Source organism: Streptococcus mitis (assembly GCF_000960005.1).
Classification (GTDB): Bacteria; Bacillota; Bacilli; order Lactobacillales; family Streptococcaceae; genus Streptococcus; species Streptococcus mitis_CK.
Genome location: NZ_JYGP01000002.1, coordinates 39,010 through 61,502 on the forward strand (window position 1 = coordinate 39,010; position 22,493 = coordinate 61,502).

22 protein-coding genes, 2 tRNA genes, 1 pseudogene and 2 other annotated features (1 of these 27 running past the window's edge) are annotated in these 22,493 nt (G+C 41.1%); of the genes and pseudogenes, 16 read left to right on the plus strand and 9 right to left on the minus strand.

The genetic code is table 11. The annotated features are described in order from the left end of the window. Position 1 (plus strand) — a binding site (T-box leader) (it extends 225 nt beyond the left edge of the window). A 69-nt stretch (positions 2-70) separates the two neighbouring features. The 8 genes from trpB (TZ90_RS01460) (at position 71) to trpA (ending at position 7,845) form a co-directional block, all read left to right on the plus strand. Beyond that, positions 71-1,249, plus strand: coding sequence for a tryptophan synthase subunit beta (gene trpB, locus TZ90_RS01460; protein WP_000208440.1), 1,179 nt, complete (start codon positions 71-73; stop codon positions 1,247-1,249). Beyond that, positions 1,246-1,471: a binding site (T-box leader), on the plus strand. It overlaps the preceding gene by 4 nt. 71 nt (positions 1,472-1,542) lie before the next feature. Further along, positions 1,543-2,904 (plus strand): anthranilate synthase component I, encoded by a 1,362-nt coding sequence (gene trpE, locus TZ90_RS01470; RefSeq protein ID WP_045611073.1) that lies wholly within the window; start codon positions 1,543-1,545, stop codon positions 2,902-2,904. Beyond that, positions 2,901-3,467: an aminodeoxychorismate/anthranilate synthase component II gene (locus TZ90_RS01475; RefSeq protein WP_045611074.1), complete on the plus strand. Its 567-nt coding sequence runs from the start codon at positions 2,901-2,903 to the stop codon at positions 3,465-3,467. Before trpE ends, TZ90_RS01475 begins: the two co-directional genes overlap by 4 nt. 53 nt (positions 3,468-3,520) lie before the next feature. After that, the gene (gene trpD / locus TZ90_RS01480; RefSeq protein WP_045611075.1) at positions 3,521-4,525 is read left to right on the plus strand and encodes an anthranilate phosphoribosyltransferase; all 1,005 of its coding nucleotides are present in this window, start codon (positions 3,521-3,523) and stop codon (positions 4,523-4,525) included. Then, on the plus strand, positions 4,522-5,289 hold the full coding sequence (gene trpC / locus TZ90_RS01485) for an indole-3-glycerol phosphate synthase TrpC (RefSeq protein WP_045611076.1): 768 nt from the start codon (positions 4,522-4,524) through the stop codon (positions 5,287-5,289). The genes trpD and trpC overlap by 4 nt, the downstream gene beginning before the upstream one ends. Then, positions 5,276-5,875, plus strand: coding sequence for a phosphoribosylanthranilate isomerase (locus TZ90_RS01490; RefSeq protein ID WP_045611077.1), 600 nt, complete (start codon positions 5,276-5,278; stop codon positions 5,873-5,875). Before trpC ends, TZ90_RS01490 begins: the two co-directional genes overlap by 14 nt. Beyond that, complete coding sequence (trpB, locus tag TZ90_RS01495; RefSeq protein WP_045611078.1) at positions 5,853-7,076, plus strand: tryptophan synthase subunit beta; 1,224 nt, start codon at positions 5,853-5,855, stop codon at positions 7,074-7,076. Before TZ90_RS01490 ends, trpB (TZ90_RS01495) begins: the two co-directional genes overlap by 23 nt. Beyond that, a complete protein-coding gene (gene trpA / locus TZ90_RS01500; RefSeq protein ID WP_045611079.1) occupies positions 7,069-7,845 on the plus strand; it encodes a tryptophan synthase subunit alpha in 777 nt (258 codons plus the stop codon). The genes trpB (TZ90_RS01495) and trpA overlap by 8 nt, the downstream gene beginning before the upstream one ends. Here trpA and TZ90_RS01505 read toward each other — a convergent pair. Beyond that, the gene (locus TZ90_RS01505; protein ID WP_045611080.1) at positions 7,817-8,476 is read right to left on the minus strand and encodes a prepilin peptidase; all 660 of its coding nucleotides are present in this window, start codon (positions 8,474-8,476) and stop codon (positions 7,817-7,819) included. The genes trpA and TZ90_RS01505 overlap by 29 nt on opposite strands. A 69-nt stretch (positions 8,477-8,545) precedes the next feature. Here TZ90_RS01505 and TZ90_RS01510 point away from each other — a divergent pair, with 69 nt between their 5' ends. Continuing rightward, on the plus strand, positions 8,546-9,001 hold the full coding sequence (locus TZ90_RS01510; protein WP_045612518.1) for a GNAT family N-acetyltransferase: 456 nt from the start codon (positions 8,546-8,548) through the stop codon (positions 8,999-9,001). A gap of 155 nt (positions 9,002-9,156) precedes the next feature. Here TZ90_RS01510 and TZ90_RS01520 read toward each other — a convergent pair whose 3' ends face one another. The 4 genes from TZ90_RS01520 to TZ90_RS01535 all read right to left on the minus strand — a co-directional run bounded on the left by TZ90_RS01520 (position 9,157) and on the right by TZ90_RS01535 (position 12,413). Next, complete coding sequence (locus TZ90_RS01520) at positions 9,157-10,035, minus strand: SDR family NAD(P)-dependent oxidoreductase (protein ID WP_033584329.1); 879 nt, start codon at positions 10,033-10,035, stop codon at positions 9,157-9,159. Between the two features lies 1 nt (position 10,036). Then, positions 10,037-10,873 carry an alpha/beta fold hydrolase gene (locus TZ90_RS01525; RefSeq protein WP_045611082.1) on the minus strand — a complete coding sequence of 279 codons (837 nt, stop codon included), beginning with the start codon at positions 10,871-10,873 and terminating at the stop codon, positions 10,037-10,039. A gap of 13 nt (positions 10,874-10,886) precedes the next feature. Further along, positions 10,887-11,891: an NADP-dependent oxidoreductase gene (locus TZ90_RS01530; RefSeq protein WP_024056548.1), complete on the minus strand. Its 1,005-nt coding sequence runs from the start codon at positions 11,889-11,891 to the stop codon at positions 10,887-10,889. Between the two features lie 90 nt (positions 11,892-11,981). Continuing rightward, on the minus strand, positions 11,982-12,413 hold the full coding sequence (locus TZ90_RS01535; protein ID WP_000379854.1) for an Rrf2 family transcriptional regulator: 432 nt from the start codon (positions 12,411-12,413) through the stop codon (positions 11,982-11,984). 803 nt (positions 12,414-13,216) lie between these two features. Between TZ90_RS01535 and TZ90_RS01540 the strand changes: the two genes are divergently transcribed. After that, entirely contained in the window at positions 13,217-14,515 is a 1,299-nt protein-coding gene (locus TZ90_RS01540; protein ID WP_045611083.1) for a membrane protein, read from the plus strand. Positions 14,516-14,524: 9 nt separating this feature from the next. Further along, on the plus strand, positions 14,525-15,613 hold the full coding sequence (locus tag TZ90_RS01545) for an AI-2E family transporter (RefSeq protein ID WP_045611085.1): 1,089 nt from the start codon (positions 14,525-14,527) through the stop codon (positions 15,611-15,613). 140 nt (positions 15,614-15,753) lie between these two features. Here the strand turns inward: TZ90_RS01545 and TZ90_RS01550 are convergent. The 4 genes from TZ90_RS01550 to TZ90_RS01565 form a co-directional block, all read right to left on the minus strand. Beyond that, positions 15,754-15,826 (minus strand) — tRNA-Lys (locus TZ90_RS01550). A gap of 62 nt (positions 15,827-15,888) precedes the next feature. Next, the gene (locus TZ90_RS01555; protein ID WP_000672743.1) at positions 15,889-16,404 is read right to left on the minus strand and encodes a DUF308 domain-containing protein; all 516 of its coding nucleotides are present in this window, start codon (positions 16,402-16,404) and stop codon (positions 15,889-15,891) included. Between the two features lie 350 nt (positions 16,405-16,754). After that, positions 16,755-16,827, minus strand: a tRNA-Lys gene (locus TZ90_RS01560). Between the two features lie 264 nt (positions 16,828-17,091). Beyond that, entirely contained in the window at positions 17,092-18,363 is a 1,272-nt protein-coding gene (locus TZ90_RS01565; protein WP_045611086.1) for a replication-associated recombination protein A, read from the minus strand. Between the two features lie 115 nt (positions 18,364-18,478). On the opposite strand from TZ90_RS01565, the gene TZ90_RS01570 reads away from it, so the two are divergent. The 5 genes and pseudogenes from TZ90_RS01570 to prmA all read left to right on the plus strand — a co-directional run bounded on the left by TZ90_RS01570 (position 18,479) and on the right by prmA (position 22,492). Beyond that, complete coding sequence (locus TZ90_RS01570; RefSeq protein ID WP_045592523.1) at positions 18,479-18,949, plus strand: DUF3013 family protein; 471 nt, start codon at positions 18,479-18,481, stop codon at positions 18,947-18,949. 18 nt (positions 18,950-18,967) lie between these two features. Next, on the plus strand, positions 18,968-20,035 hold the full coding sequence (locus TZ90_RS01575) for a M50 family metallopeptidase (RefSeq protein WP_045611088.1): 1,068 nt from the start codon (positions 18,968-18,970) through the stop codon (positions 20,033-20,035). Between the two features lies 1 nt (position 20,036). After that, complete coding sequence (locus tag TZ90_RS01580) at positions 20,037-20,453, plus strand: NUDIX hydrolase (protein ID WP_045611090.1); 417 nt, start codon at positions 20,037-20,039, stop codon at positions 20,451-20,453. 57 nt (positions 20,454-20,510) lie between these two features. Next, positions 20,511-21,529, plus strand: a pseudogene (locus TZ90_RS10655) (AbiH family protein). A gap of 12 nt (positions 21,530-21,541) precedes the next feature. Then, the gene (gene prmA, locus TZ90_RS01595) at positions 21,542-22,492 is read left to right on the plus strand and encodes a 50S ribosomal protein L11 methyltransferase (RefSeq protein WP_045611095.1); all 951 of its coding nucleotides are present in this window, start codon (positions 21,542-21,544) and stop codon (positions 22,490-22,492) included. Position 22,493: the final 1 nt, after the last annotated feature.

Genomic DNA, 22,493 nt, shown 5'->3' on the forward strand with positions numbered 1-22,493 from the left:
ATGGAATTTAATTCTGTGTGTGGGCTTTTTCATATCTTGAAATTAATACTGAAAAAAGAGGAAAAATTTTATGACAACTAAAGGTTATTTTGGACAATTTGGTGGTAGTTTTGTACCGGAACCGATTCAGGCTTTGTTGGATGAGTTGGAAGTGACATTTGACAAGTACAAGGATGATCCAGAGTTTTTGGCAGAGTTTCGCCATTACTTAAAAGACTATTCAGGTCGCGAAACACCGCTTTATTTTGCAGAAAGTTTGACAGATCACTTAGGTGGGGCTAAGATTTATCTCAAGCGCGAAGATCTTAACCATCTGGGTTCTCACAAGCTTAATAACGTTTTAGGACAAATTCTTCTTGCTAAACGTATGGGCAAAAAACGAGTGATCGCAGAAACAGGAGCTGGTCAACATGGTGTTGCGACAGCAGCGGCTGCAGCCAAGTTTGGTATGGCCTGTGATGTCTACATGGGGGCAGAGGATGTGGAGCGTCAACGTCTCAATGTCTTCCGCATGGAGATGATGGGAGCAACTGTTCACGCGGTTGAAACTGGAACTCGTACCCTCAAGGATGCGGTAGATGCAGCCTTTGGAGCATGGATGAATGACCTTGAAGCCTTCTACGTTTTGGGATCTGCTGTAGGCCCACATCCTTATCCTACAATTGTTCACGAATTCCAAAAGGTCATCAGTGAAGAATCTCGTCGTCAAATCTTGGAAAAAGAAGGACGTTTGCCAGATTACGTTATTGCCTGTGTCGGTGGTGGTTCAAATGCCATTGGTGCTTTTTCACAGTATGTGGCTGATGAAGAAGTCAAACTGGTTGGGGTCGAAGCTGCTGGTCACGGACTTGACACAGACAAGCACGCAGCGACTATGACAAAAGGAAGTATTGGAATTGTTGACGGCATGAAGACCTATGCAGTCTTTAAGGAAGATGGAGAGCTAGCTCCAGTTTACTCTATCTCAGCTGGTTTGGACTATCCAGGTGTCGGACCAGAACACGCCTACTTTAAAGACTCAGGTCGCGTGGAATATGTTGCTGCGACAGACGAAGAAGCTGTTCAAGCCCTGCTCCTTCTCAGCAAGACAGAAGGAATTATCCCAGCGATTGAAAGTTCGCACGCTATCGCAGAAGCGGTTAAACGTGCACCAAAACTAAGTAAAGATGAAATTATCATTATCAATGTCTCTGGTCGTGGAGACAAGGACGTAGCTGCGATTGCAGACTACCTAGAAGCTAAAAAATAATAGATGGAAAAATTACAGTTCTTTCTCTCACAGAGAGCTTGTGGTTGCTGGAAACAAGCAGAGAAAGCTGTAAGGTTGGGTCCATCTGAAACAAGAGAAGAAAACATAATTCTCAAGGGAGTGCCCTTTATCGCACAGCCTGTTACAGGAGGTATCTGAGACAGGAATGAGAGATAGGAGAAATCCTATAATTGAGGTGGCACCGCGAATTTCGTCCTCACGCAAGTTATTTTGCGTGGGGATTTTTCATACAGTCGCCACGGACTAGAAGTAGAACTGAAAGGGAAATGACAATGGAACGAATCATTCATGGAGATGTCTTATCACCAATCTTGGCTTATATGCGCCTAAAGGGGCAACACAAGGTTATCTTAGAGAGTATTCCGAGAGACAAGGAAACCGCTCGTTTTTCTATCCTAGCCTATAATCCAGTTTTTGAGATTAAGTTTGAAAATGGAGTCCTTTATCAAAATGGTCAAGTGATTGATCGGGATCCATTGGATTGCCTTTATGAAGTGACTCATAAGAGCCAGCACCATTCAGACCTACCTTTTGGTGGGGGAGCTATTGGCTTTGTTGGTTACGATATGATTTCGCTCTATGAAGAAATTGGTCAAATCCCTCAAGATACGATTGGAACGCCAGACATGCATTTCTTCGTCTATGAGAGTTACATGGTCTTTGACCACAAGAAGGAAAAAATCCATGTCATCGAGGATGCTCTCTATAGTGAGCGCAGTCAAGAGGCCTTGGAAAAAGCCTTGAACCAAGTGCTTGAGGAATTACGCATTCCTGCTCCAAATGAATTTGAAGACTTGGATCTATCTCCGTTAGACTTCAAACCCCATATTGCTCCTCAGAAGTTTGAGGAAATGGTGGAAATCGCTCGTGACTTGATTCGTAACGGAGATATGTTCCAATGTGTACTCAGCCAGCGTTTCTCAGCAGAAGTTACTGGAAATCCATTTGACTTCTACAGAAATCTTCGCGTGACCAACCCATCTAATTACCTCTATTTCTACGATTTTGGGGATTATCAAATCATCGGTGCCAGTCCTGAAAGTTTGGTTTCAGTTAAAAATGGCATCGTGACAACCAATCCGATTGCTGGTACACGACCAAGAGGAACAACGGATGAAGAAGACAAGGCTTTGGCGACTGACCTGCTTTCTGATGAGAAGGAAACAGCAGAACATCGGATGCTAGTAGATTTGGGACGCAATGATATCGGTCGCATCTCTGAAACAGCAAGTGTCCAAGTCACCAAGTATATGGAAGTGGAGCTCTTCCGCTATGTCATGCATTTGACCAGCGTGGTGAAAGGGCGTTTGCTCCCAGAACTCACTGCCATGGATGCCTTGAAATCAACACTTCCTGCTGGAACAGTGTCAGGAGCACCAAAGATTCGTGCCATGAGACGTATCTATGAACTGGAAACAGAAAAACGTGGCGTATACGCAGGAGCAATCGGATACTTATCTGCGACGGGTGATATGGATTTCGCCATCGCCATCCGAACTATGATTCTCAAAAATCAAACAGCCTATGTGCAGGCTGGGGCAGGGATTGTCTACGACTCTATCGCCCAAAACGAATACCAAGAAACCATTAACAAGGCTAAATCTATGACTAGAATTGGAGAACTAAGACCATGATTTTATTAATTGACAACTATGATTCTTTTACCTATAACTTGGCGCAATACATTGGGAATTTTGCAGAAGTGCAAGTCTTGAGAAATGATGATCCTAAACTATATGAAGAAGCTGAAAAAGCAGATGGTCTGGTCTTTTCTCCGGGTCCTGGTTGGCCAGTTGATGCTGGAAAGATGGAAGACATGATTCGTGATTTTGCTGGCAAGAAGCCGATTCTTGGAATTTGTTTGGGCCACCAAGCCATTGCAGAAGTCTTTGGTGGTAAGTTAGGTTTGGCTCCAAAAGTCATGCATGGGAAACAGAGCAATATCAGCTTTGAAGCGCCATCTGTTTTGTATCAAGGCATCGAGGATGGCCGTGAAGTCATGCGTTACCACAGTATTTTGATTGAAGAAATGCCAGAAGACTTTGAAGTGACAGCTCGTTCGACTGATGACCAAGCCATCATGGGGATTCAACATAAAAACCTACCGATTTATGGCTTCCAGTACCATCCAGAGAGCATTGGAACGCCAGATGGCTTGTCTTCTATTCGGAATTTTATAGAGAAGGTTGTAAAGTGAGGAAACTAGGATGAAAGAGATTATTGAGAAGGTTGTAAAGTGAGGAAACTAGGATGAAAGAGATTATTGAAAAACTAGCAAAATTTGAAAATTTATCAGGTGTGGAAATGACGGATGTCATTGAGCGTATCGTAACTGGGCGTGTAACGGAAGCGCAGATTGCTTCTCTTCTATTGGCTCTTAAGATGAAGGGGGAAACACCTGAAGAACGCACAGCTATTGCCCAAGTTATGAGAGGACATGCCCAACACATTCCAACTGAGATTCATGATGCCATGGACAACTGTGGTACAGGTGGGGACAAGTCTTTCAGTTTTAATATTTCCACAACTGCAGCCTTTGTCTTGGCTGGTGGCGGTGTTCACATGGCCAAGCATGGTAACCGCTCGATTTCTTCTAAATCTGGTTCTGCAGATGTCCTCGAAGCCTTGGGTATCAATCTTGACCTCAAACCAGCTGAACTAGGTAAGGTTTTTGATAAAACTGGCATCGTCTTTCTCTTTGCTAAAAATATGCATCCAGCCATGAAATACATCATGCCAGCTCGTTTGGAACTAGGAATTCCAACGATTATGAACTTGACGGGTCCACTGATTCACCCAATGGCTTTGGAAACACAGCTTCTTGGAATTAGTCGTCCAGAACTTCTAGAAAGTACAGCTCAGGTTTTGAAAAATATGGGTCGCAAACGTGCTATAGTAGTTGCTGGACCAGAAGGACTGGATGAAGCTGGCTTGAACGGAATAACCAAGATCGCACTTCTTGAAAATGGCGAAATCAGCTTGTCAAGCTTTACTCCAGAGGATTTGGGGATGGAAGGCTACGCTATCGACGATATTCGTGGAGGGAATGCTCAGGAAAATGCAGAAATTTTGCTCAGTGTTCTGAAGAACGAACCAAGTCCATTCTTGGAAACTACAGTCTTGAATGCTGGTCTTGGTTTCTATGCCAATGGTAAGGCAGCTAGCATCAAGGAAGGAGTTGCCTTGGCCCGACAAGTGATTGCTAGTGGCAAGGCCCTTGAAAAACTCAGATTGTTACAGGAGTACCAAAAATGAGTCAGGAATTTTTAGCACGAATTTTGGAGCAGAAGGCGCGTGAGGTGGAGCAGATGGAGCTGGAGGAAATCCAGCCCCTGCGCCAGACCTATCGCTTGGCTGACTATCTAAAACAACACCAAGACCGTTTACAGGTAATCGCTGAAGTCAAGAAGGCTAGTCCTAGTTTGGGAGATATCAATCTCGATGTGGATATTGTGCAACAGGCCCAGACTTATGAAGCAAATGGTGCAGTGATGATTTCGGTTTTGACAGATGAGGTTTTCTTTAAAGGGCATTTGGATTATCTACGGGAGATTTCCAGTCAGGTACAGATTCCGACGCTTAACAAGGACTTTATTATCGATGAAAAGCAAATTATCCGCGCTCGTAATGCAGGTGCAACAGTCATCCTGCTCATTGTGGCAGCCTTGTCAGAAGAACGTCTTAAGGAACTTTATGACTATGCGACAGAGCTTGGTCTGGAAGTTTTAGTGGAAACTCACAATCTAGCTGAACTAGAAGTGGCTCACAGACTTGGTGCCCAGATTATCGGGGTCAATAACCGTAACTTGACCACCTTTGAAGTTGACTTGCAGACCAGTGTAGATTTGGCTAAACATTTCAAAGATGATTGCTTGTACATTTCTGAATCTGCTATTTTCACAGTGCAGGATGCGGAACGACTAGCACCATACTTTAACGGAATTTTAGTAGGGACAGCTCTCATGCAGGCAGAGGATGTGGCTCAAAGAATCAAGGAGTTGCAGATTGACAAAGGTTAAGATTTGTGGACTATCGACCAAAGAAGCGGTGGAAACAGCCGTTTCAGCAGGAGCCGACTACATCGGTTTTGTCTTCGCACCTAGTAAAAGACAGGTGATCTTGGATCAGGCTGCTGAGTTGGCAAAGATTATTCCTGCAGATGTGAAAAAGGTTGGTGTATTTGTTTCACCAAGTCGGGCTCAACTGCTAGAAGCGATTGACAAAGTTAGCTTGGACTTGGTTCAAGTTCACGGTCAGGTGGCAGATGATTTATTTGAGAATTTGCTTTGTGCCAGTATTCAGGCTGTGCAGGTGGATGGAGAGGGTCATGTGCCCAATTCTCAGGCAGACTATCTACTCTTTGATGCCCCTGTGGCTGGGAGTGGCCAGATCTTTGACTGGGCTCAACTGGATACGACTGGATTAACTCAGCCTTTCTTTATCGCAGGTGGGCTTAATGAAGACAATGTAGTAAAAGCAATTCAACACTTTACTCCCTATGCAGTCGATGTATCAAGCGGAGTGGAGACAGATGGACAAAAAGATCATAAAAAGATTAGAAGATTTATAGAGAGGGTAAAGAATGGCATATCAAGAACCAAATAAAGATGGATTTTACGGAAAATTCGGCGGACGTTTCGTCCCAGAGACATTGATGACAGCAGTTTTGGAGTTGGAGAAGGCTTATCGTGAAAGTCAGGCAGACCCAAGTTTCCAAGAGGAATTAAACCAACTTTTGCGCCAGTATGTGGGACGTGAAACTCCCCTTTACTACGCAAAAAACTTGACCCAGCATATCGGTGGAGCCAAGATTTATCTCAAACGGGAAGACCTTAACCATACAGGGGCCCACAAGATTAACAATGCCTTGGGACAAGTTCTTCTGGCTAAGCGCATGGGCAAAAAGAAAATTATCGCTGAAACAGGTGCTGGTCAGCACGGTGTAGCAACTGCAACAGCTGCGGCCCTCTTTAACATGGAATGTACCATCTACATGGGTGAGGAAGATGTTAAACGCCAAGCCCTCAATGTCTTTCGTATGGAGCTTTTGGGAGCCAAGGTCGAGGCTGTGACTGATGGTTCGCGCGTGCTCAAGGATGCGGTCAATGCAGCCCTTCGTTCATGGGTGGCTAATATCGACGATACCCATTATATCCTTGGTTCTGCCTTGGGGCCTCATCCTTTCCCAGAAATTGTTCGTGACTTCCAAAGTGTCATCGGTCGAGAAGCTAAACAACAGTACCGTGACTTGACAGGTCAAGATCTGCCAGATGCCCTAGTAGCCTGTGTTGGTGGTGGTTCTAATGCTATCGGGCTCTTCCATCCATTTGTGGAAGATGGGTCAGTAGCTATGTATGGAGCTGAAGCAGCAGGACTTGGTGTGGATACAGAGCACCACGCAGCGACCTTGACAAAGGGTCGTCCGGGTGTTCTTCACGGTTCTCTCATGGATGTGCTCCAAGATGCCCATGGTCAAATTCTTGAAGCTTTCTCGATCTCAGCAGGTTTGGACTATCCTGGTATCGGTCCAGAACACTCTCACTACCACGATATCAAACGTGCCAGCTATGTTCCTGTGACAGATGAGGAAGCCTTGGAAGGGTTCCAACTCTTGTCTCGTGTGGAAGGGATTATCCCAGCATTGGAATCTAGCCATGCCATTGCCTTTGCGGTGAAATTGGCCAAAGAACTTGGACCAAACAAGTCTATGATTGTCTGCTTGTCAGGTCGTGGGGACAAGGATGTGGTTCAAGTCAAAGACCGCTTGGAAGCAGATGCAGCAAAGAAGGGAGAAGCTCATGCCTAAGACACTAACAGAAAAATTAAATGCTGTCAAAGCATCTGGAAAAGGAATTTTCGTTCCTTATATCATGGCTGGTGACCACGAAAAAGGTTTGGATGGACTCGGAGAAACAATCCACTTTTTAGAAGATTTGGGTGTCTCAGCTATTGAAGTGGGCATTCCCTTTTCAGACCCTGTTGCAGATGGACCTGTTATCGAAGAAGCTGGCTTGCGTAGTTTAGCCCACGGGACTTCGACACAAGCTTTGGTTGAAACCTTGAAAACCATTGAAACAGAGGTTCCACTGGTCATCATGACCTACTTCAACCCCCTCTTTCAGTACGGTGTGGAGAACTTTGTTAAAGATTTGGTGGATACAGCTGTGAAGGGCTTGATTATCCCAGACCTACCTCATGAGCATGCCAACTTTGTAGAACCATTTTTGGCAGATACAGATATCGCCTTGATTCCTTTAGTAAGCTTGACCACAGGGATTGAGCGTCAAAAAGAGTTGATTGAAGGAGCGGAAGGCTTTGTCTATGCCGTTGCTATCAATGGGGTGACAGGGAAATCTGGCAACTACCGTGCAGACTTGGACAAGCACTTGGCACAATTGCATCAAGTGGCCGATATCCCAGTCTTGACAGGTTTTGGCGTATCTAGTCAAGCCGATGTAGAACGCTTCAATGCGGTATCAGATGGCGTTATCGTCGGTTCAAAAATTGTAAAAGCTCTCTACCAAGGAGAGCCGATTGAGAACTTTATCAGACAAGCAGTAGCTTACCAAAAATAATCACACAAGCAGCAAGTAAGAGGAAAGGCACAAAAGGAAGTCTTTCCTTTTTCTTTTGTAGGAGAAAGGCTAGAATTCCTGTTGCAGAAGCAAACTGAATCAAGATCAGTAACTCCGTTACGCTAAATACGAGAGCACAAGAAGCTAAAAAGAGAAAATCCCCTGCGCCCATGCGGATATCGATAAAATGAGCCAAAATTCCAAGGACAAGGAAGAAGACCATGACCAGATTCCAGCTAGAGCCGGCCATTAGGATTAGGTGGAAAGTCATCCAGACCAGTAAGGGATATTCCTGATGGCGAAAGTCGTAGATTCCTAAGGTCAGGCCAGCGGTTATGAGGACGACTTGTTCCAAAGAAAGTACTCCCCAAGACCAAGCTAGAAAGAGGATTCCTAAGCCCAGTTCAAAGAGGGCATACCAGATAGGATAAGTAGCCTTGCAGTAGCGACAGCGAAAGCGACCAATTACTTGAGAGATAATCGGAATCAAATCCAAGGGGCGCAAGCGAGTCTGACAGGCATCGCAGTGGCTAGCTGGTAGGATAATGGATTGCTCAGGAAAACGGTCAATGACCAAACCAAGAAAGGAAGCGAGAATGCTCCCGACAAGAAAAAAATAAATATCAATCATACTTATCTATTCGTAAAAAATTGGAGAAGTAGTATAATGGAGAAACATAAACAAGATAGTGAGGTCAAGATGACAATTCGTTTTGAAGAAAATGTGAGTACAGAAAACGCTCAGCTCGTATGCCAATGGTCCAACTCCCTCGGCCAAGCTTTTCAAGAACAATGGATGGGACCAAAGATTTCTTTTCCACTGACCATTCAAGCCTTGCAGGATTTGGAAGGAATATTTTCAATCTTTGATGGACAAGAGTTTATCGGACTTATCCAGAAAATTAGACTAGAAGATAGGAATCTTCATATCGGGAGATTTTTTATTACCCCCCAGAAACAGGGGCAGGGCTTAGGTAGCAAGGCTTTAAGGAAATTTGTTAGTTTGGTCTTTGAAAATGAAGATATAGATACTATTTCTTTAAATGTCTTCGAGGCAAATCAAGCAGCTTACAATCTTTACCAAAAAGAAGGATTTGAAATCGTTCAAATGGTTGAAGAACCCGAACGGAAATACATTATGAAAAAGGGAAGATAGAAGCAAAAAAGTGGCTAGGAAAAGTCTTTGAAATCTGAAAAACGCACAGTATCCAGTTTGAACAACCTTGATATTATGCGTTTTATTGTGGGAAGATTTACTTCGTTTTCTCCTGAAATTGAGTTCCTGTCCAGTCTTCCTCTTGTATTAAATTTTTAATCAAACTCAACATATTTCTGTTTAAATAACTTAATTTTATCATTACAGTAATTGGTTAAATCTTGAGCTTTTTCAAGTGTATACCCTTTTTCAGAAACTGTTTTGACAGTTTTATCATCAAAATAGTAGCCAGTCAAACCAATGATTTCTTCTGATAATGTAAGATAGTAGCCTGTTTCAATTCCCTCGTCTAGATTTTTGGAAAATGACTTCATCAAGCGTCCGAAGAGAGACTTTTTCGTCTTTTCATCACTGGAATAATTCCCTAAGTTTGTTGAAATTAAGCCAGGATGGTAAGAATTGATGGTGATATTTGAACCTCTTAAAAAGAAATCCCTTGCTAGATAGCGTGTCATCCAAATAGTGTAAAGTTTGGAATTATTGTAGGCCAAACCAGGATTGTAGTTCGTCTCAAATCCAAAGTCTAAATCCTTAACCTTAGCAAAATGATGCATATAGGAAGAAGTATTAATGACACGGCCGTCAGACGCTTTTTCTAACAAGGGACCTAGCTTAGTTGTTAAAATATAGGGAACCAGAACAGATAACATAAAGGTCAACTCGACATTTTCAGCACTCGCTTTTCGTTCTTTTCCAGCATAAAGGCCTGCATTGTTAAACAAGACATCAATACTTTGAAATTCTCTCTTGATTTCCTCTACAAATCGATAAACATCATCTAATTTTGAAAAATCTGCAAGGTAGCTAGAAACTCTGCCTCTCAAGGAAACGGTCCTAACCTCTTGAAGCGCCAGCTCAAGTTTTTGAGGATTTCGACCATGGAGGATGACATGATGCCCTTCACTAGCCAATTTCTTTGCCAAATGTTTACCGATACCGTCAGTAGCACCTGTAATCAGAATAGTTTTGACCATCTTAGTCCTCCAAGAAAGCAATGACTTTTTTTGAAAACTCCTCTGCATATTGGAAGATCGAACCGTGACCAGCATTTGGATAGATGATCAGCTTACTATTTTCGATTTTTGCATGCATATCGTAAGAATTTTCCGTTGGAACCTGCATATCCTTGTCCCCGTTGACGATTAAGGTTGGTTGGATGATAAATTTTAGGTCGTCTTGCGAATCTTTCCCCCAACGTTTAATAGCTTTGAGTTGAGTTAGGAATCCTGATAGGTTCATATCTTTATCCGCAAATTCCTTTGTTCTCATACCCATTCGTCCTAGGACTTTCAAGGCTTCAATTTTCCCTTGATCATCATGATTATAGAAGATATAGCGTTTAGGATCGATGCGCTCGAGTCCAGCTTTAAACATATAACTAAAGGTTTTCCCTGTGACCTTATCGACCTCTTTTCCACCTCGAGGTCCTGTTCCAGCCAAAATCAAACGGTTCACTAGAGTAGGCTTGATTCGGATGATTTCTTGGGCAATCATACCTCCCATAGAAAGGCCAAGAAGATTGATTTTATCGTAACCAAGCGCTTTTACAAAGTCAATTGTCTGCTCAGCCATTCCAGGAATAGTCGGAGCAACTTTGCCATGACTGGCTCCTACTCCAGGAAGATCGACTACAATGACATGGTGCTTTTCAGCAATCAAGTCTAAGAGTTTAGGATCCCAGTTATCGAGAGTTGCTGCCAAATGGACCAGCATCAGAAGAGGTAGTTTTGATTTGCCTTTACTAAGTTCGCGATAAGCGATTTTGTTCCCGTCGACCGTGATGTATTGATTTTTAGTTGTAAGATATGACATTGTGTTTTCCTTTTTATTTCTTAAAGCTGAGGACTGTTTTTCCACGTGAGCGACCATTAGCGACCTTGTCTAATGCGCTATTTACCTCTTCAAATGGATAAACTGTATCGATAGAGGGTTTGATTTCTAATTTACTAAAGAGGTCAGCTACCTCTTGTAATTGAGCGCCATTGCTTTCTACAAAGATAAAATGATAGTGGACGCCATATTTTTCCGCCATCTTATCAAATTTGCGACCTGCTAAGCCAAGAATCATCTGTTTCCATTTTGGTAGATTCATGCGTTTGGCAAAGGCACCGTTTGGCATGGCACGAAGGGAAACAAGATGACCACCTTTTTTCATGATAGACATTTGTTTTTCAGTTTCAGCCCCACCAAGTGTATCGAGGACATAATCAACCTGGCTAACAGTTTTTGTATAATCCTCTGTTTTGTAATCGATAAATCTATCTGCTCCTAGTTTCAGAACACGCTCAGCACTATCTCCAGCTCCATTGGTGATGACCTTCAAACCTTTGGCCTTGGCAATTGGAATGGCCATTCCACCGACACCACCAGTCCCACCAGAAATAAAGATCGTTTTCCCAGCTTGAGCGCCCATGAGTTCAAGAGCCTGTATAATGGTCAAGGCAGTAAGAGGAACAGAAGCAGCCTCCTCGTCTGATAGATAGTCTGGAACCTTGGCTAAGGCTTGGCTATCGACAGCTACGTATTCTGCAAAGGCGCCGATATGATCAAGTGGCAGACGGCCAAAGACACGGTCTCCTATCTGAAAGTTGTCAACTTGCTTGCCAATGCTTTCAACGATCCCACCGACCTCGTTACCTGCAGTTTGAGGAAGTTTGTAAGGAACAATCATCTTGACCTCACCACGAGAGATCATGTTATCGAGAGGATTAACACCGGCTGCGGTGACTTTCACCAATACTTGTTTGTCTGTAATACTTGGTTTAGCGATTTCTGTGATGTTCAGTGTGATATTGTTTTTGTTATAAGTAGTGTGTTGTGCGGCTTTCATGTGATTTCTCTTTTCTTTTTCTATATGATTTTATACCTGTATCTGATACAAGTATATGTTATTTCCAGTAAAAACTGACTTGTTATCAAATCAGTTTCGGACTTGTTTAGCTTGTTTATATAGATTGTCAATGACATCTTCTAAAGTTTGATTTGCTAATTCCTTCTCTAATTGAGATTCGGCACTAGCGAAAAGCGGTGAAACTGCTCCTTGGATATGTTTTCCAACAGGGCAATCAGGATTGCTATTTTGATGAACAGGGAATAAACTAATGTGATTGATTTCTTGAGTAGCATAGTAGATCTCTAGTAAAGTCATTTTCTTTGGAGACTTACTGAGTTGATAACCTGTTTTTCCTTGCTGGGAATGAATCAAATCTGCATTTTTCAATAAGGCAATCACTTTTCGAATGTAACTAGCGTTAGTCCCAACACTAATAGCTAGTGCTTGAGAACTTAAGGTTTCCTTGCTTTCACTAATCATTGTTAAGATATGCAAAGCAACTGAGAATTTTGTATCCATATGAATCCCTCTCTTAATAAACTTGTATCAGATACAAGAACAAGTATAACATAAATTAAAAGAAAAGCAAGTCTTTTGTTTTAAATTTTAAAAAATTTTGAGTGCAATCAGATTAGAGCTGTCTGGGAAGGGTGTTCATAAAATTATACCGTTGATATCCATTAGTTGACCAAAAGTAGAACAGATACACAAAAAAGCCTTGTAAATCAAGGCTTTTTCCTGTTGTATTTAGATGCCCCCTACAGGGATTTGGAAAGGACTTTCATATTGAGAGCAATTAAAAATATTGAAATATAAGTGATTTTAGGTATTTTCAATGTCATGATTTAAAAATGGGACAAAAGTGGGGCAAAAACCATACAGATTCTAAACTGTATGGTTCTTTTTTTATCTAACCAAGAAAGGTTAAAACTTATTAAAACAAATGCAATCAACTGTTGAAAACTTTTTAGTCCGTGTAATATAAAAACAAGTAAAAAGTTGAACTATAGGGAATATTGTGTCATAATAGGTAATAGATGAATAATTAATAGATTGGAAATAATGCTTTCTTACCTTAACAAGTTGAATTGGTTATACATTTTTTCGTCGCAATTGTGTCTATCTCTCGAGTTTAGCTAGTTTTTATAAGCTCTGGTTTCTAATCAATATAACAAATTTTAGAAGTGCATAAGACAAGATGGTGACATTACTACAGTCATTTCTAGTCACCATATGTTGCTGGCACAGGCTGTTTGTAGTGTTGGCTATTTACTAGTCAGTTTAATCGGAGTGTTTAATTTTTATTGTTGAAAGGTTTTTATATGGCGAAAATTCTATCTTTAGGTCTGACAGGTAAGAAATTACTTGCTCAGGGGTTCTTGTTTGTTCTGCTAGGTCTCATCTTGATGGTCACGGGGACTTGGTTGCCAGTAACAGTTATTCGCCTGGTTCTGTTTTTAGCTTGGATAGCAACGGTCGTAGATTTGCTATTAAGAGTTTTCAAAAAAAGCCAGTCAACGGATACCTTGGGAGTTGCACTGGTTAAATTGTTAGTGCTGGGATATTTGCTAGGTTCTAATCTTGCGACTGATATACCGATTTATGTTCTGGCTCTTGTGATTGGAGTTTATCAGATTTTTAGGGCCACGATTAATCTTGTCACCTATGTTCTCTACCGTAAAAATAATATTCGACCTCGTTTTCGTCTCTTACTAGATGGTATTCTACTAGTTTTTCTTGGTGGAGCTAGTCTTTTGTCCTCTACGGGAAATTCTGTCTTTCAACTCTTTGTTTTAGGGGCTTATTTTTTCCTTTATGGTCTGTCCAATATCCGTGACGGTTTCTTATTTGAAGGGGAAATTGGGAAAAACCATCTCAAACGTCGCATTAGAATTAGCTTACCTATTGTCCTAGCCGCTCTCATCCCTGCAAGAACTTTAGCAAAAATTAACAAATTTATGCTGGAAAATGCTGATGAGGAAGAAGATATCCATCTTGGAATAGTGAAGTCTGGTAAGACAGCAGAGCTAGAAATTTTTGTTCATACAGCTGAGACCTCCCTGTTTTCAGCTATTGGTCATGTGGATATCTGCTATCAGGGCCGTGTTATTTCTTATGGCAACTATGATCCGTCATCTGAGACCTTATTTGGTATGGTAGGAGATGGTGTCTTATATTTCTGTGACCGCGATAAGTACATTGATCTATGTAAACGTGAGAGTCAAAAAACACTTTTTGGTTACGGAATAGATTTGACACCTGAAATGGAAAAAGCAATTCAAAAAATGTTGACTGAATTGAAACAACTGACGATTCCATGGGAGCCAAGTGCGGATAAAATCACGACAGGTGATGGTAAGGAAGACTACACCTACGCTTATAAAATCAGACATGAGACGGATGGGGAACTTTATAAATTTATCAAATCTAAGTTTAAATCCTACTTTGTCTTATCCACAAATTGTGTGCTCTTGGCAGATACCATAGTCGGTCAGGCTGGAACAGATATCCTCTCACCCAAAGGATTTATCGCACCAGGAACTTACCAAGCTTACCTTGACCGAGAGTTTGAAAAACCAAATAGTATAGTCGTATCTAAACATGTTTATCATGTTTATTAAGGAGAATTTATGAATTTAGTAAAAAAATACACCCCGTTAATACTTTTTATAGGGCTGGTTACTCTTGTAATTCTGAATGCATCAAGCTTTATATCAGGGACAGTATCTCTCTTTGAAGTAACTTCTACCTTGATTTATGGTGCTGTCATTGCTTTTGTGCTCAATGTTCCCATGAAAAAAATTGAAGAATTCCTAGTTAAAATGAAGGTAAAGGCAGGGTTGCGCCGTCCGATTGCTATGGTGCTTGTTTTCCTATCTCTTATCTTAATCGTGATCTGTCTTTTGGTTTTGGTGCTTCCAACCCTTGCTCAGACTATTAGTCAGCTGGGAGCAGTCCTTTCAACAGTCCTGACTCAACTTAGGAAATTGCTAGACAGCTCGGAATTTGTAACCAAAGACATGCTGTCAACTATCGTATCAGGAATTCAGGGACAGTCTAGCTCTATTAGTCAAGCTTTGATAACCTTCTTATCCGGTCTGACTAGTAATATAGGAAATATTTTTTCAAGTATAATGAATGCCTTTCTGATTATAGTATTTACCTTTTCATTTTTATCCAGTAAGGAACATCTGGCAGCGATGACGAGTCGACTTCTAAAAGTTATATTTCCAGAGAAAGTGGTGACAAAGTTAACTTACATTGGACAAGTAGCACTAGAGACTTATGACCAATTTTTGATGAGTCAGCTGATTGAAGCAGTCATCATAGGAGTTATGATAGCGGTTGGCTACAGCCTGTTTGGACTACCTTATGGGGTAATGACAGGTATATTTGCAGGAGTACTGTCTTTCATTCCTTATGTTGGTCCTATGATTGCTTGTATTCTGGGAGCGATTTTTATCTTTACAGTAAGTCCAAGTCAAGCCTTACTTTCTATTGTTCTTTATCAAATCATACAACTGATTGAGGGAAATCTTATCTATCCCAAAGTTGTGGGTCAATCTATTGGCTTACCAGCCCTTTTCACGCTTGCGGCTGCTAGTATCGGAGGGAATCTTTTCGGACTACTTGGAATGATATTCTTTACCCCCGTATTTGCTGTTATCTATCGACTGGTTAAAGAATTTGTCGTTGCAAAGGAAAATCAGGTAGATTAAGAAAAACTAAATTTAATAAGATATACTGAGAAGAGAGTGAGAGATTCTCTTCTCTTTTATTTTTAAATACTTTTCTACAAAAAGCTATTAGACGTTAAAAAAAGCCTTGGTTTCAAGGCTTATTTCTGTTGATTTAGATGTGCCCCCTGCAGGGCTCGAACCTGCGCCCCATAGCTTAAGAGTCTACTGCTCTACCAACTGAGCTAAGGAGGCAACAGAAAAAGCTGAGAATGTAACTTCCCAGCTATTTTAATATGCCCAAAATGGCAGCTAGATTATTTACGAAAGGCATCAAGGATATAGGTGAAACCAACAATTAAAAATGCAAAGGCAACGACATAAACGACAAAGACACTTGTAGCTACTGGATTGAACAAAATCACTAGACCTAGTAAAAATGCAAGCAACGCTATCCACATGATATGGTTGCCAATAATAGGGAAAATCAATCCCAGACGATTGCCTTTAAAGAAAGCTATAATGGCTTCTACAATTAACCAAATTCCTAAAATAGTTGGAATGACAACTGGCAGCGTCACAAAGCCATAGGCAACGAGGTAAAGAGCTAAGAGAAGATTAACAATCCCTTGGAAAAGATGAGCTGGTGAGCGAAGCACTTTTGGTACAGAGAAATAGCCTAAAATAGCTGCTATAGAAGCAACCAGTAAACCAAATGCAATCCACCAGCTGTAAGCAACAAGATTAGCTACTGGGTCTGTAAATAGAAAGAGTGCTAAAAGGACAAAAATAACTCCTGCAAGGAATAGCGATAAACGATTAGAAAATTTCATTTCAATACCATCCTGTTATATAGTATAGTTTAATAATAAAAATATTATACACCTTTTTAGAGGAAATATCAATAAACTAAATGGAAAATTTGGAAGTTTCAGTCTGATTCATGAAAAGAAAATCAGTTTTTATTATTTTGAAAATAAAAAGAGAAGATAAAATTTGTCTTCTCTACATGAAAATATTGTATGGCATCAAAGCAAAAGTAACTGGCTTTACACTATTTGTTAAGATGTAATTTGGTTCAAAAAGAAAAGATAGATTTAAAAGTGGGGCAAATGATGAGGCAAATCAGTTATAGATAAGCAAAAAAGCCTTGGTTATCAAGGCTTTTCCTGTTGTATTTAGATGCCCCCTACAGGGATCGAACCTGTGACCCACGGATTAAGAGTCCGCTGCTCTGCCAGCTGAGCTAAGGAGGCAAAGAAAAAAGCTGTATTGGTGCCGAAACTTCACGGTTTGTATTGAACCCGCGCAATTAAGCAGGTGGGCAACTCGCTCTAACTGAAGCTGTTTCCGTGTGAGACGGCCTACATGCTGTTAGAAGACTTTTGTTTCCCTAATAATACAAAAAATAGTCGGTCAACACTTAAGTGTGAAGTCGTACACCACAGCGTTTCTATGTTTATATGATACCACTTTTTCAAAAAAAATCAAGAGGTAAGTGCAATTTTTTGAAAAGGATTTCAGATTTTTCGTAAACGGTCGATGGCTTCCTTTCTTTGAGCCAAAGCCCGTTCATATTTACCAGTATCTTCTGCTTGGAAATAGTGATGATTGCGAATTTTTTCTGGCAGATAGTCTTGCTTGACCCAATTTCCAGGATAGTTGTGTGGATAGAGATAATCTTGGGCATTCCCCAGTTCCTTGCTTCCGCTGTAGTGCCCATCACGCAGGTGTCGCGGAATAGGCAAGTGTCCTGATGTTTTGAGGTCAGCAAGTGCCTTATCCATAGCCACATAGGCCGAGTTGGATTTTGGAGAAAGGGCCAAATCAATCACGACATTGGCAATGAGAATGCGGGCTTCTGGGAATCCAATCCTTTGTGCAGCATCCAGAGCAGTCACGGTGTGAATCTGGGCTTCAGGATTGGCCAAACCGATATCTTCATAAGCGATAACAGTCAAACGACGAGCGAGACTTGGCAAATCACCAGCCTCAATCAAGCGGGCAGCATAGTGAAGACTGGCATCAACATCTGAGCCACGGATAGACTTTTGCAGGGCAGATAGAACGTCATAGTGACCGTCTCCATCTTTGTCCATGGTAATGTAGCTCCGCTGCAGGCTATTTTCCATGATGTCTAGAGTGATATGGCGGATGCCCTTATCATTCTCAGGGGTAGAGAGAACTGCCAAATCCAGCGAGTTAAAGGCAGAACGCAGGTCTCCGTTTGTAGAGGTTGCGATGAAATCCAGCGCGTCTTCATCTAGTTCTACTGGAAAATCAAAACCACGTTCAGGGTTACTTAGAGCTATCTGAAGCGCCTCTTTGACGTCTTGATTAGACAGAGGTTCCAACTCAAAAATCTGAACACGACTGCGAATGGCAGGAGTGACAGAAAAGAAAGGATTTTCAGTTGTAGCCCCAATCATGATGACTAGTCCACTTTCCAAGAGAGGAAGGAGAAAGTCTTGCTTGGTTTTATCTAGTCTATGAATCTCGTCTAGTAATAGGACGAGACCACCTGAAAATTTAGCCTCTTCCGCGATTTCTTGCAGTCGCTTTTTACTATCAACTGTCGCATTGAAAGTTCGAAAGGCATACTTTGTTGTTCCAGCGATGGCAGAGGCAATACTGGTCTTGCCGATGCCCGGAGGTCCGTAGAGAATCATGGAAGACAGACGGTTGGCTTCCACCATGCGACGGATGATTTTTCCAGGTCCGACCAGATGCTCCTGACCGATGACCTGGTCTATGGTTTTAGGGCGCATGCGAAGCGCGAGATTGTCTGGCATAGCAGTCCTTTCTAACGTGGATTTTCTGATGTATATGTGGTAAGATGGTAGTATCTATTTTAGCATATTTCCGAGCAATCGGGGCGATTTAAGAGTCGCATAGAAAGAGGACAAAATGGCAACATATGGATTTTTAGATGTTTTAGAGGAAGAGTTGGAGAAGAATTTTCCCTTTGACTTTGAGATTAGTTGGGACAAGCGCAACCACGCGGTTGAAGTGAGTTTTCTATTGGAGGCACAAAATGCTACAGGTGTGGAGATGGTGGATGAAGACGGAGAGGTTTCGTCAGATGATATCCTCTTTGAGGAAGCAGTGCTTTTTTACAATCCTGCCAAATCAACAGTCAATGAGGAAGACTATTTGACTGTCATTCCTTACCTACCTAAAAAAGGCTTTTCTCGTGAATTTTTAGCTTATTTTGCGCTATTCCTTAAAGATACTGCCGAGGTTGGACTAGATGCCCTTATGGACTTTTTGGAAGACCCAGAAGCAGAAGAATTTGTCATGGAATGGAACCAAGAAGTCTTTGAAGAAGGAAAAGTTGGCTTGGAAGAGGGGGAATTTTATCCTTATCCGAGATACTAGGAGTTGGTTGGAGATTTTATGAAGAAAATTGGGATTTATTTGGTTTATGTGCTAGCTGTTGTCTTTATTATGCTGTCTTTTGCTTGTGGAACAATCGCATTTGCAGAGCTGGGGTATTCCGCAGTTTTAGTCTTTACTTTTGGTTATGCCTTCGCTCTTCTAAGCATGTATTTAATCTTTATTCTTCATGAGCTGGGACATGCTTTTTGTGGCTACTTGACAGGCTATCGGCTGGTGGCTTTTGGATTAGGACATTTTATTTTGACCAAAAAGTCAGGCAAGTTTCGTCTTAGTAGAACAGCCATTCTGAAAAATGTTGGTGCTCAATACATTGGTTTAAAAGAGGATGAAAGCGATCAAAGCATCATCCTGATGCTTTCAGGAGGCTTGATGGTTCATCTCAGCTTGATATTATTGGCGATAGTGTTTGGGTTTTTGACAAGAAGCTGGTATTTTGCAGGGACTTGGATTTTTCTTAATTTGTCTTTCTTCCTAAATAACATTTTGCCAGTCGGCATCACCGATGGAGCAAAAATTTGGGAATTGCTACAACACCCTGAAAATACGAAATACGCCTACCTGATGTTGAGGCATTCTGCCCAGACCTTGCTAGCTCCTCAAGAATATGATTTAAAAGACTTTATCATGCCTGTTGATGAGGAGGTGAGAGGGATTTTTACAGAAAGTGTTCAGACTCTTCAGGGGTTGGTATTCATATTGGATGATAATATAGAACTTGCAAAGCAACAGTTTCAGTCTGTGTTAGATAAAACAGACAATCCAATGTCTAAAACTAGTTCTCAATTATACCTTCTTCAAGTTGCTCTGATGGAAGGAGATAATAAGAAGGCGGAAGAATATGCAAGTATTCGAGGAGTCAAATCCTTTTTATCTCTAAAAACAGCAGATATGCAGGTCATTCAAGCTTGGTATCAATTTAAGGTAAAGAAAGATGTAGTTCAAACTCACAAGGCTATGAAGATTGCTAGACAGAAAATGAATAGCAGTCGGATGTTACGGGATGAGAAAAGCTATTATCAAAACTGGTTAGCTGAGCTGGAAAAGGAATTAACCGAAGGAGTCTAATATGGAAATAGAACTTACTGATTTCCAAGGTTGCAAGATTGCCTTATTTTGTGGTGATAAGCTACTGGTCATCTTGCGTGATGATAAGGAAAATATCCCTTGGCCCAATATGTGGGAGTTGCCGGGTGGTGGCCGTGAAGGGGACGAAAGCCCATTTGAATGTGCGGCGCGTGAAGTTTATGAAGAACTGGGGATTCATCTGACTGAGGATTGTCTGCTTTGGAGTAGGGTTTATCCAAGTGTGCTCTATGAAGGTCGGTACTCTGTCTTTATGGTTGGTCAGCTAAGACAAGAACAATTTGACAATATTACCTTTGGAGATGAAGGACAGGGCCATCAGCTGATGAATGTCGAGGAATTTCTTAGCTCCAGTCAAGCTGTACCTCAGTTGCAAGAGAGATTAAGGGATTATTTATAAGAAAAGTAAATGATTTGAAAAATAGAGAAATTATTAGAGGGGGTAGAATTTAAAGATATGAATATCACCTATATCGTCGGAAATGGTTTGGATTTACAATATGGTTTGAAAACAAGATATAATGATTTCTATGAATTTCAAAATAAGGTTTACATAAGTAGGAAAGAAAATGAGGAGGGATATTCAAATTTTATTTATGAGTCGCTATTTTCTGATAAAGTAAAGGATTATGAAAATTGGTCAGATTTTGAATTGTCAATTGGTAAATTAACAAAAGATAACGACCTCATCTCCTCAAGTATAGAAATGAAGGAGAAATTTATAGATGATTTTAGTGAAGTAGTTGATGATTTAAGAGAATATCTACGCATACAACAAGAAAAAATATTGAGAAAGGCAATGTAATTGATTTTGTAAGTACTCTAAATAATATGAAGAAATCTCTTCCTGCAATCAATCAGCCTGTTATTGATAAAAAATATAATGAAAATCCATATCAACACGACATCGTGAATATATTAACTCTTAATTACACAAATGTAATAGATGAATTATATAATGGGTCAGCAAAATCATTCAGCAATCAATTACGAAATAATAATTATGATTTTCATATTGCGCCTCCAATCCATGCACATGGAACAGTAGCTGTTTGCACGGTTTTAGGAGTTAGCGATGAAACACAAATTTTAAATAGTTTTGACGAAGAACAAAAAGAATCCCTCGTAAAAAACTTAGTTTTGAAGAACTATAGAGAAAATATGGATGTGAAAAATAGTGATATTATTAAAAACTCTGATATTATTATTCTTTATGGGGTTTCTTTGGGAGAGACTGATAAGTATATCTGGAGTCAGATTGCTGAAAGATCAATCAGTAGTTCTGTCCCTGTCATAATTTATCATTATATGCCTAATTTTGATCCGGGAAATCCCACTAGGGTGAAACGTTTATATAGAAATGTAGAAGACAAATTCATACAGAATAGTGGTATTGATTTAGAGTTAGAGAAGAAATTAAGAGATAATCTTATTGTTGTTATCGGAAAGACTATTTTTAACCTGATGGAAAGGTAAGCACAATATAAAATGGAAACATGGCAAGAGTTAAAAGTTACAGTGAAGCGTGAGGGGGAGGAATTAGTTTCCAATCTCTTGATCGAGCTAGGAGCGCAAGGTGTTGCGATCGAAGATAGTATGGACTATGTGGGAAATGTTGACCGCTTTGGCGAGATTTTCCCAGAGGTTGAGCAGCAAGAAGAAATCGTAGTGACAGCCTATTACCCTGATACGGTTGATGTAGCAACGGTTGAGTCAGATTTGCAGGCTCGTCTAGCAGAATTGACAGATTTTATGGATTTGGGTGAAGTCAAGATGGGGACGACTGCCTTGGCTGAGGAAGACTGGGCAGACAACTGGAAGAAATACTATGAACCTGCTCGCATCACTCATGATTTGACCATCGTGCCGTCGTGGACAGACTATGAGGCGACTGCTGGGGAAAAGATTATCAAGCTAGATCCTGGGATGGCTTTTGGTACTGGGACCCATCCAACTACTAAGATGAGCCTCTTTGCCTTGGAACAGGTTCTTCGTGGTGGCGAGACAGTGCTAGATGTGGGGACTGGTTCAGGGGTTCTCTCCATTGCTAGCTCGCTACTTGGTGCCAAGGAAATCTTCGCCTATGACCTAGATGATGTAGCAGTTCGTGTTGCTCAGGAAAATATTGAACTTAACCCTGGAATGGAAAATATCCACGTTGCTGCTGGAGACTTGCTTAAGGGTGTTGAGATTGAGGCAGATGTGATTGTAGCTAATATCTTGGCGGATATTCTCATTCATCTGACAGATGATGCCTATCGTTTGGTCAAGGATGAAGGCTACCTGATCATGAGTGGCATTATCAAGGACAAGTGGGACATGGTGCGCGAGTCGGCTGAGTCAGCTGGATTTTTCCTTGAAACCCACATGGTTCAAGGGGAATGGAATGCCTGTGTCTTTAAGAAAACCAAGGATATTTCAGGTGTGATTGGAGGCTAGC

Coding starts and splice junctions, on each gene's coding strand:
- TZ90_RS01525 (WP_045611082.1), bottom strand. CDS start 10,873: ATGTCATATCTTACAACTAAAAATCAATACATCACGGTCGACGGGAAC.
- TZ90_RS01555 (WP_000672743.1), bottom strand. CDS start 16,404: ATGAAATTTTCTAATCGTTTATCGCTATTCCTTGCAGGAGTTATTTTT.
- trpB (WP_045611078.1), top strand. CDS start 5,853: ATGGCATATCAAGAACCAAATAAAGATGGATTTTACGGAAAATTCGGC.
- trpA (WP_045611079.1), top strand. CDS start 7,069: ATGCCTAAGACACTAACAGAAAAATTAAATGCTGTCAAAGCATCTGGA.
- TZ90_RS01580 (WP_045611090.1), top strand. CDS start 20,037: ATGGAAATAGAACTTACTGATTTCCAAGGTTGCAAGATTGCCTTATTT.
- TZ90_RS01475 (WP_045611074.1), top strand. CDS start 2,901: ATGATTTTATTAATTGACAACTATGATTCTTTTACCTATAACTTGGCG.
- trpD (WP_045611075.1), top strand. CDS start 3,521: ATGAAAGAGATTATTGAAAAACTAGCAAAATTTGAAAATTTATCAGGT.
- TZ90_RS01545 (WP_045611085.1), top strand. CDS start 14,525: ATGAATTTAGTAAAAAAATACACCCCGTTAATACTTTTTATAGGGCTG.
- TZ90_RS01530 (WP_024056548.1), bottom strand. CDS start 11,891: ATGAAAGCCGCACAACACACTACTTATAACAAAAACAATATCACACTG.
- TZ90_RS01565 (WP_045611086.1), bottom strand. CDS start 18,363: ATGCCAGACAATCTCGCGCTTCGCATGCGCCCTAAAACCATAGACCAG.
- trpC (WP_045611076.1), top strand. CDS start 4,522: ATGAGTCAGGAATTTTTAGCACGAATTTTGGAGCAGAAGGCGCGTGAG.
- TZ90_RS01570 (WP_045592523.1), top strand. CDS start 18,479: ATGGCAACATATGGATTTTTAGATGTTTTAGAGGAAGAGTTGGAGAAG.
- TZ90_RS01505 (WP_045611080.1), bottom strand. CDS start 8,476: ATGATTGATATTTATTTTTTTCTTGTCGGGAGCATTCTCGCTTCCTTT.
- TZ90_RS01575 (WP_045611088.1), top strand. CDS start 18,968: ATGAAGAAAATTGGGATTTATTTGGTTTATGTGCTAGCTGTTGTCTTT.
- trpB (WP_000208440.1), top strand. CDS start 71: ATGACAACTAAAGGTTATTTTGGACAATTTGGTGGTAGTTTTGTACCG.
- TZ90_RS01535 (WP_000379854.1), bottom strand. CDS start 12,413: ATGGATACAAAATTCTCAGTTGCTTTGCATATCTTAACAATGATTAGT.
- TZ90_RS01540 (WP_045611083.1), top strand. CDS start 13,217: ATGGCGAAAATTCTATCTTTAGGTCTGACAGGTAAGAAATTACTTGCT.
- TZ90_RS01520 (WP_033584329.1), bottom strand. CDS start 10,035: ATGGTCAAAACTATTCTGATTACAGGTGCTACTGACGGTATCGGTAAA.
- TZ90_RS01510 (WP_045612518.1), top strand. CDS start 8,546: ATGACAATTCGTTTTGAAGAAAATGTGAGTACAGAAAACGCTCAGCTC.
- prmA (WP_045611095.1), top strand. CDS start 21,542: ATGGAAACATGGCAAGAGTTAAAAGTTACAGTGAAGCGTGAGGGGGAG.
- trpE (WP_045611073.1), top strand. CDS start 1,543: ATGGAACGAATCATTCATGGAGATGTCTTATCACCAATCTTGGCTTAT.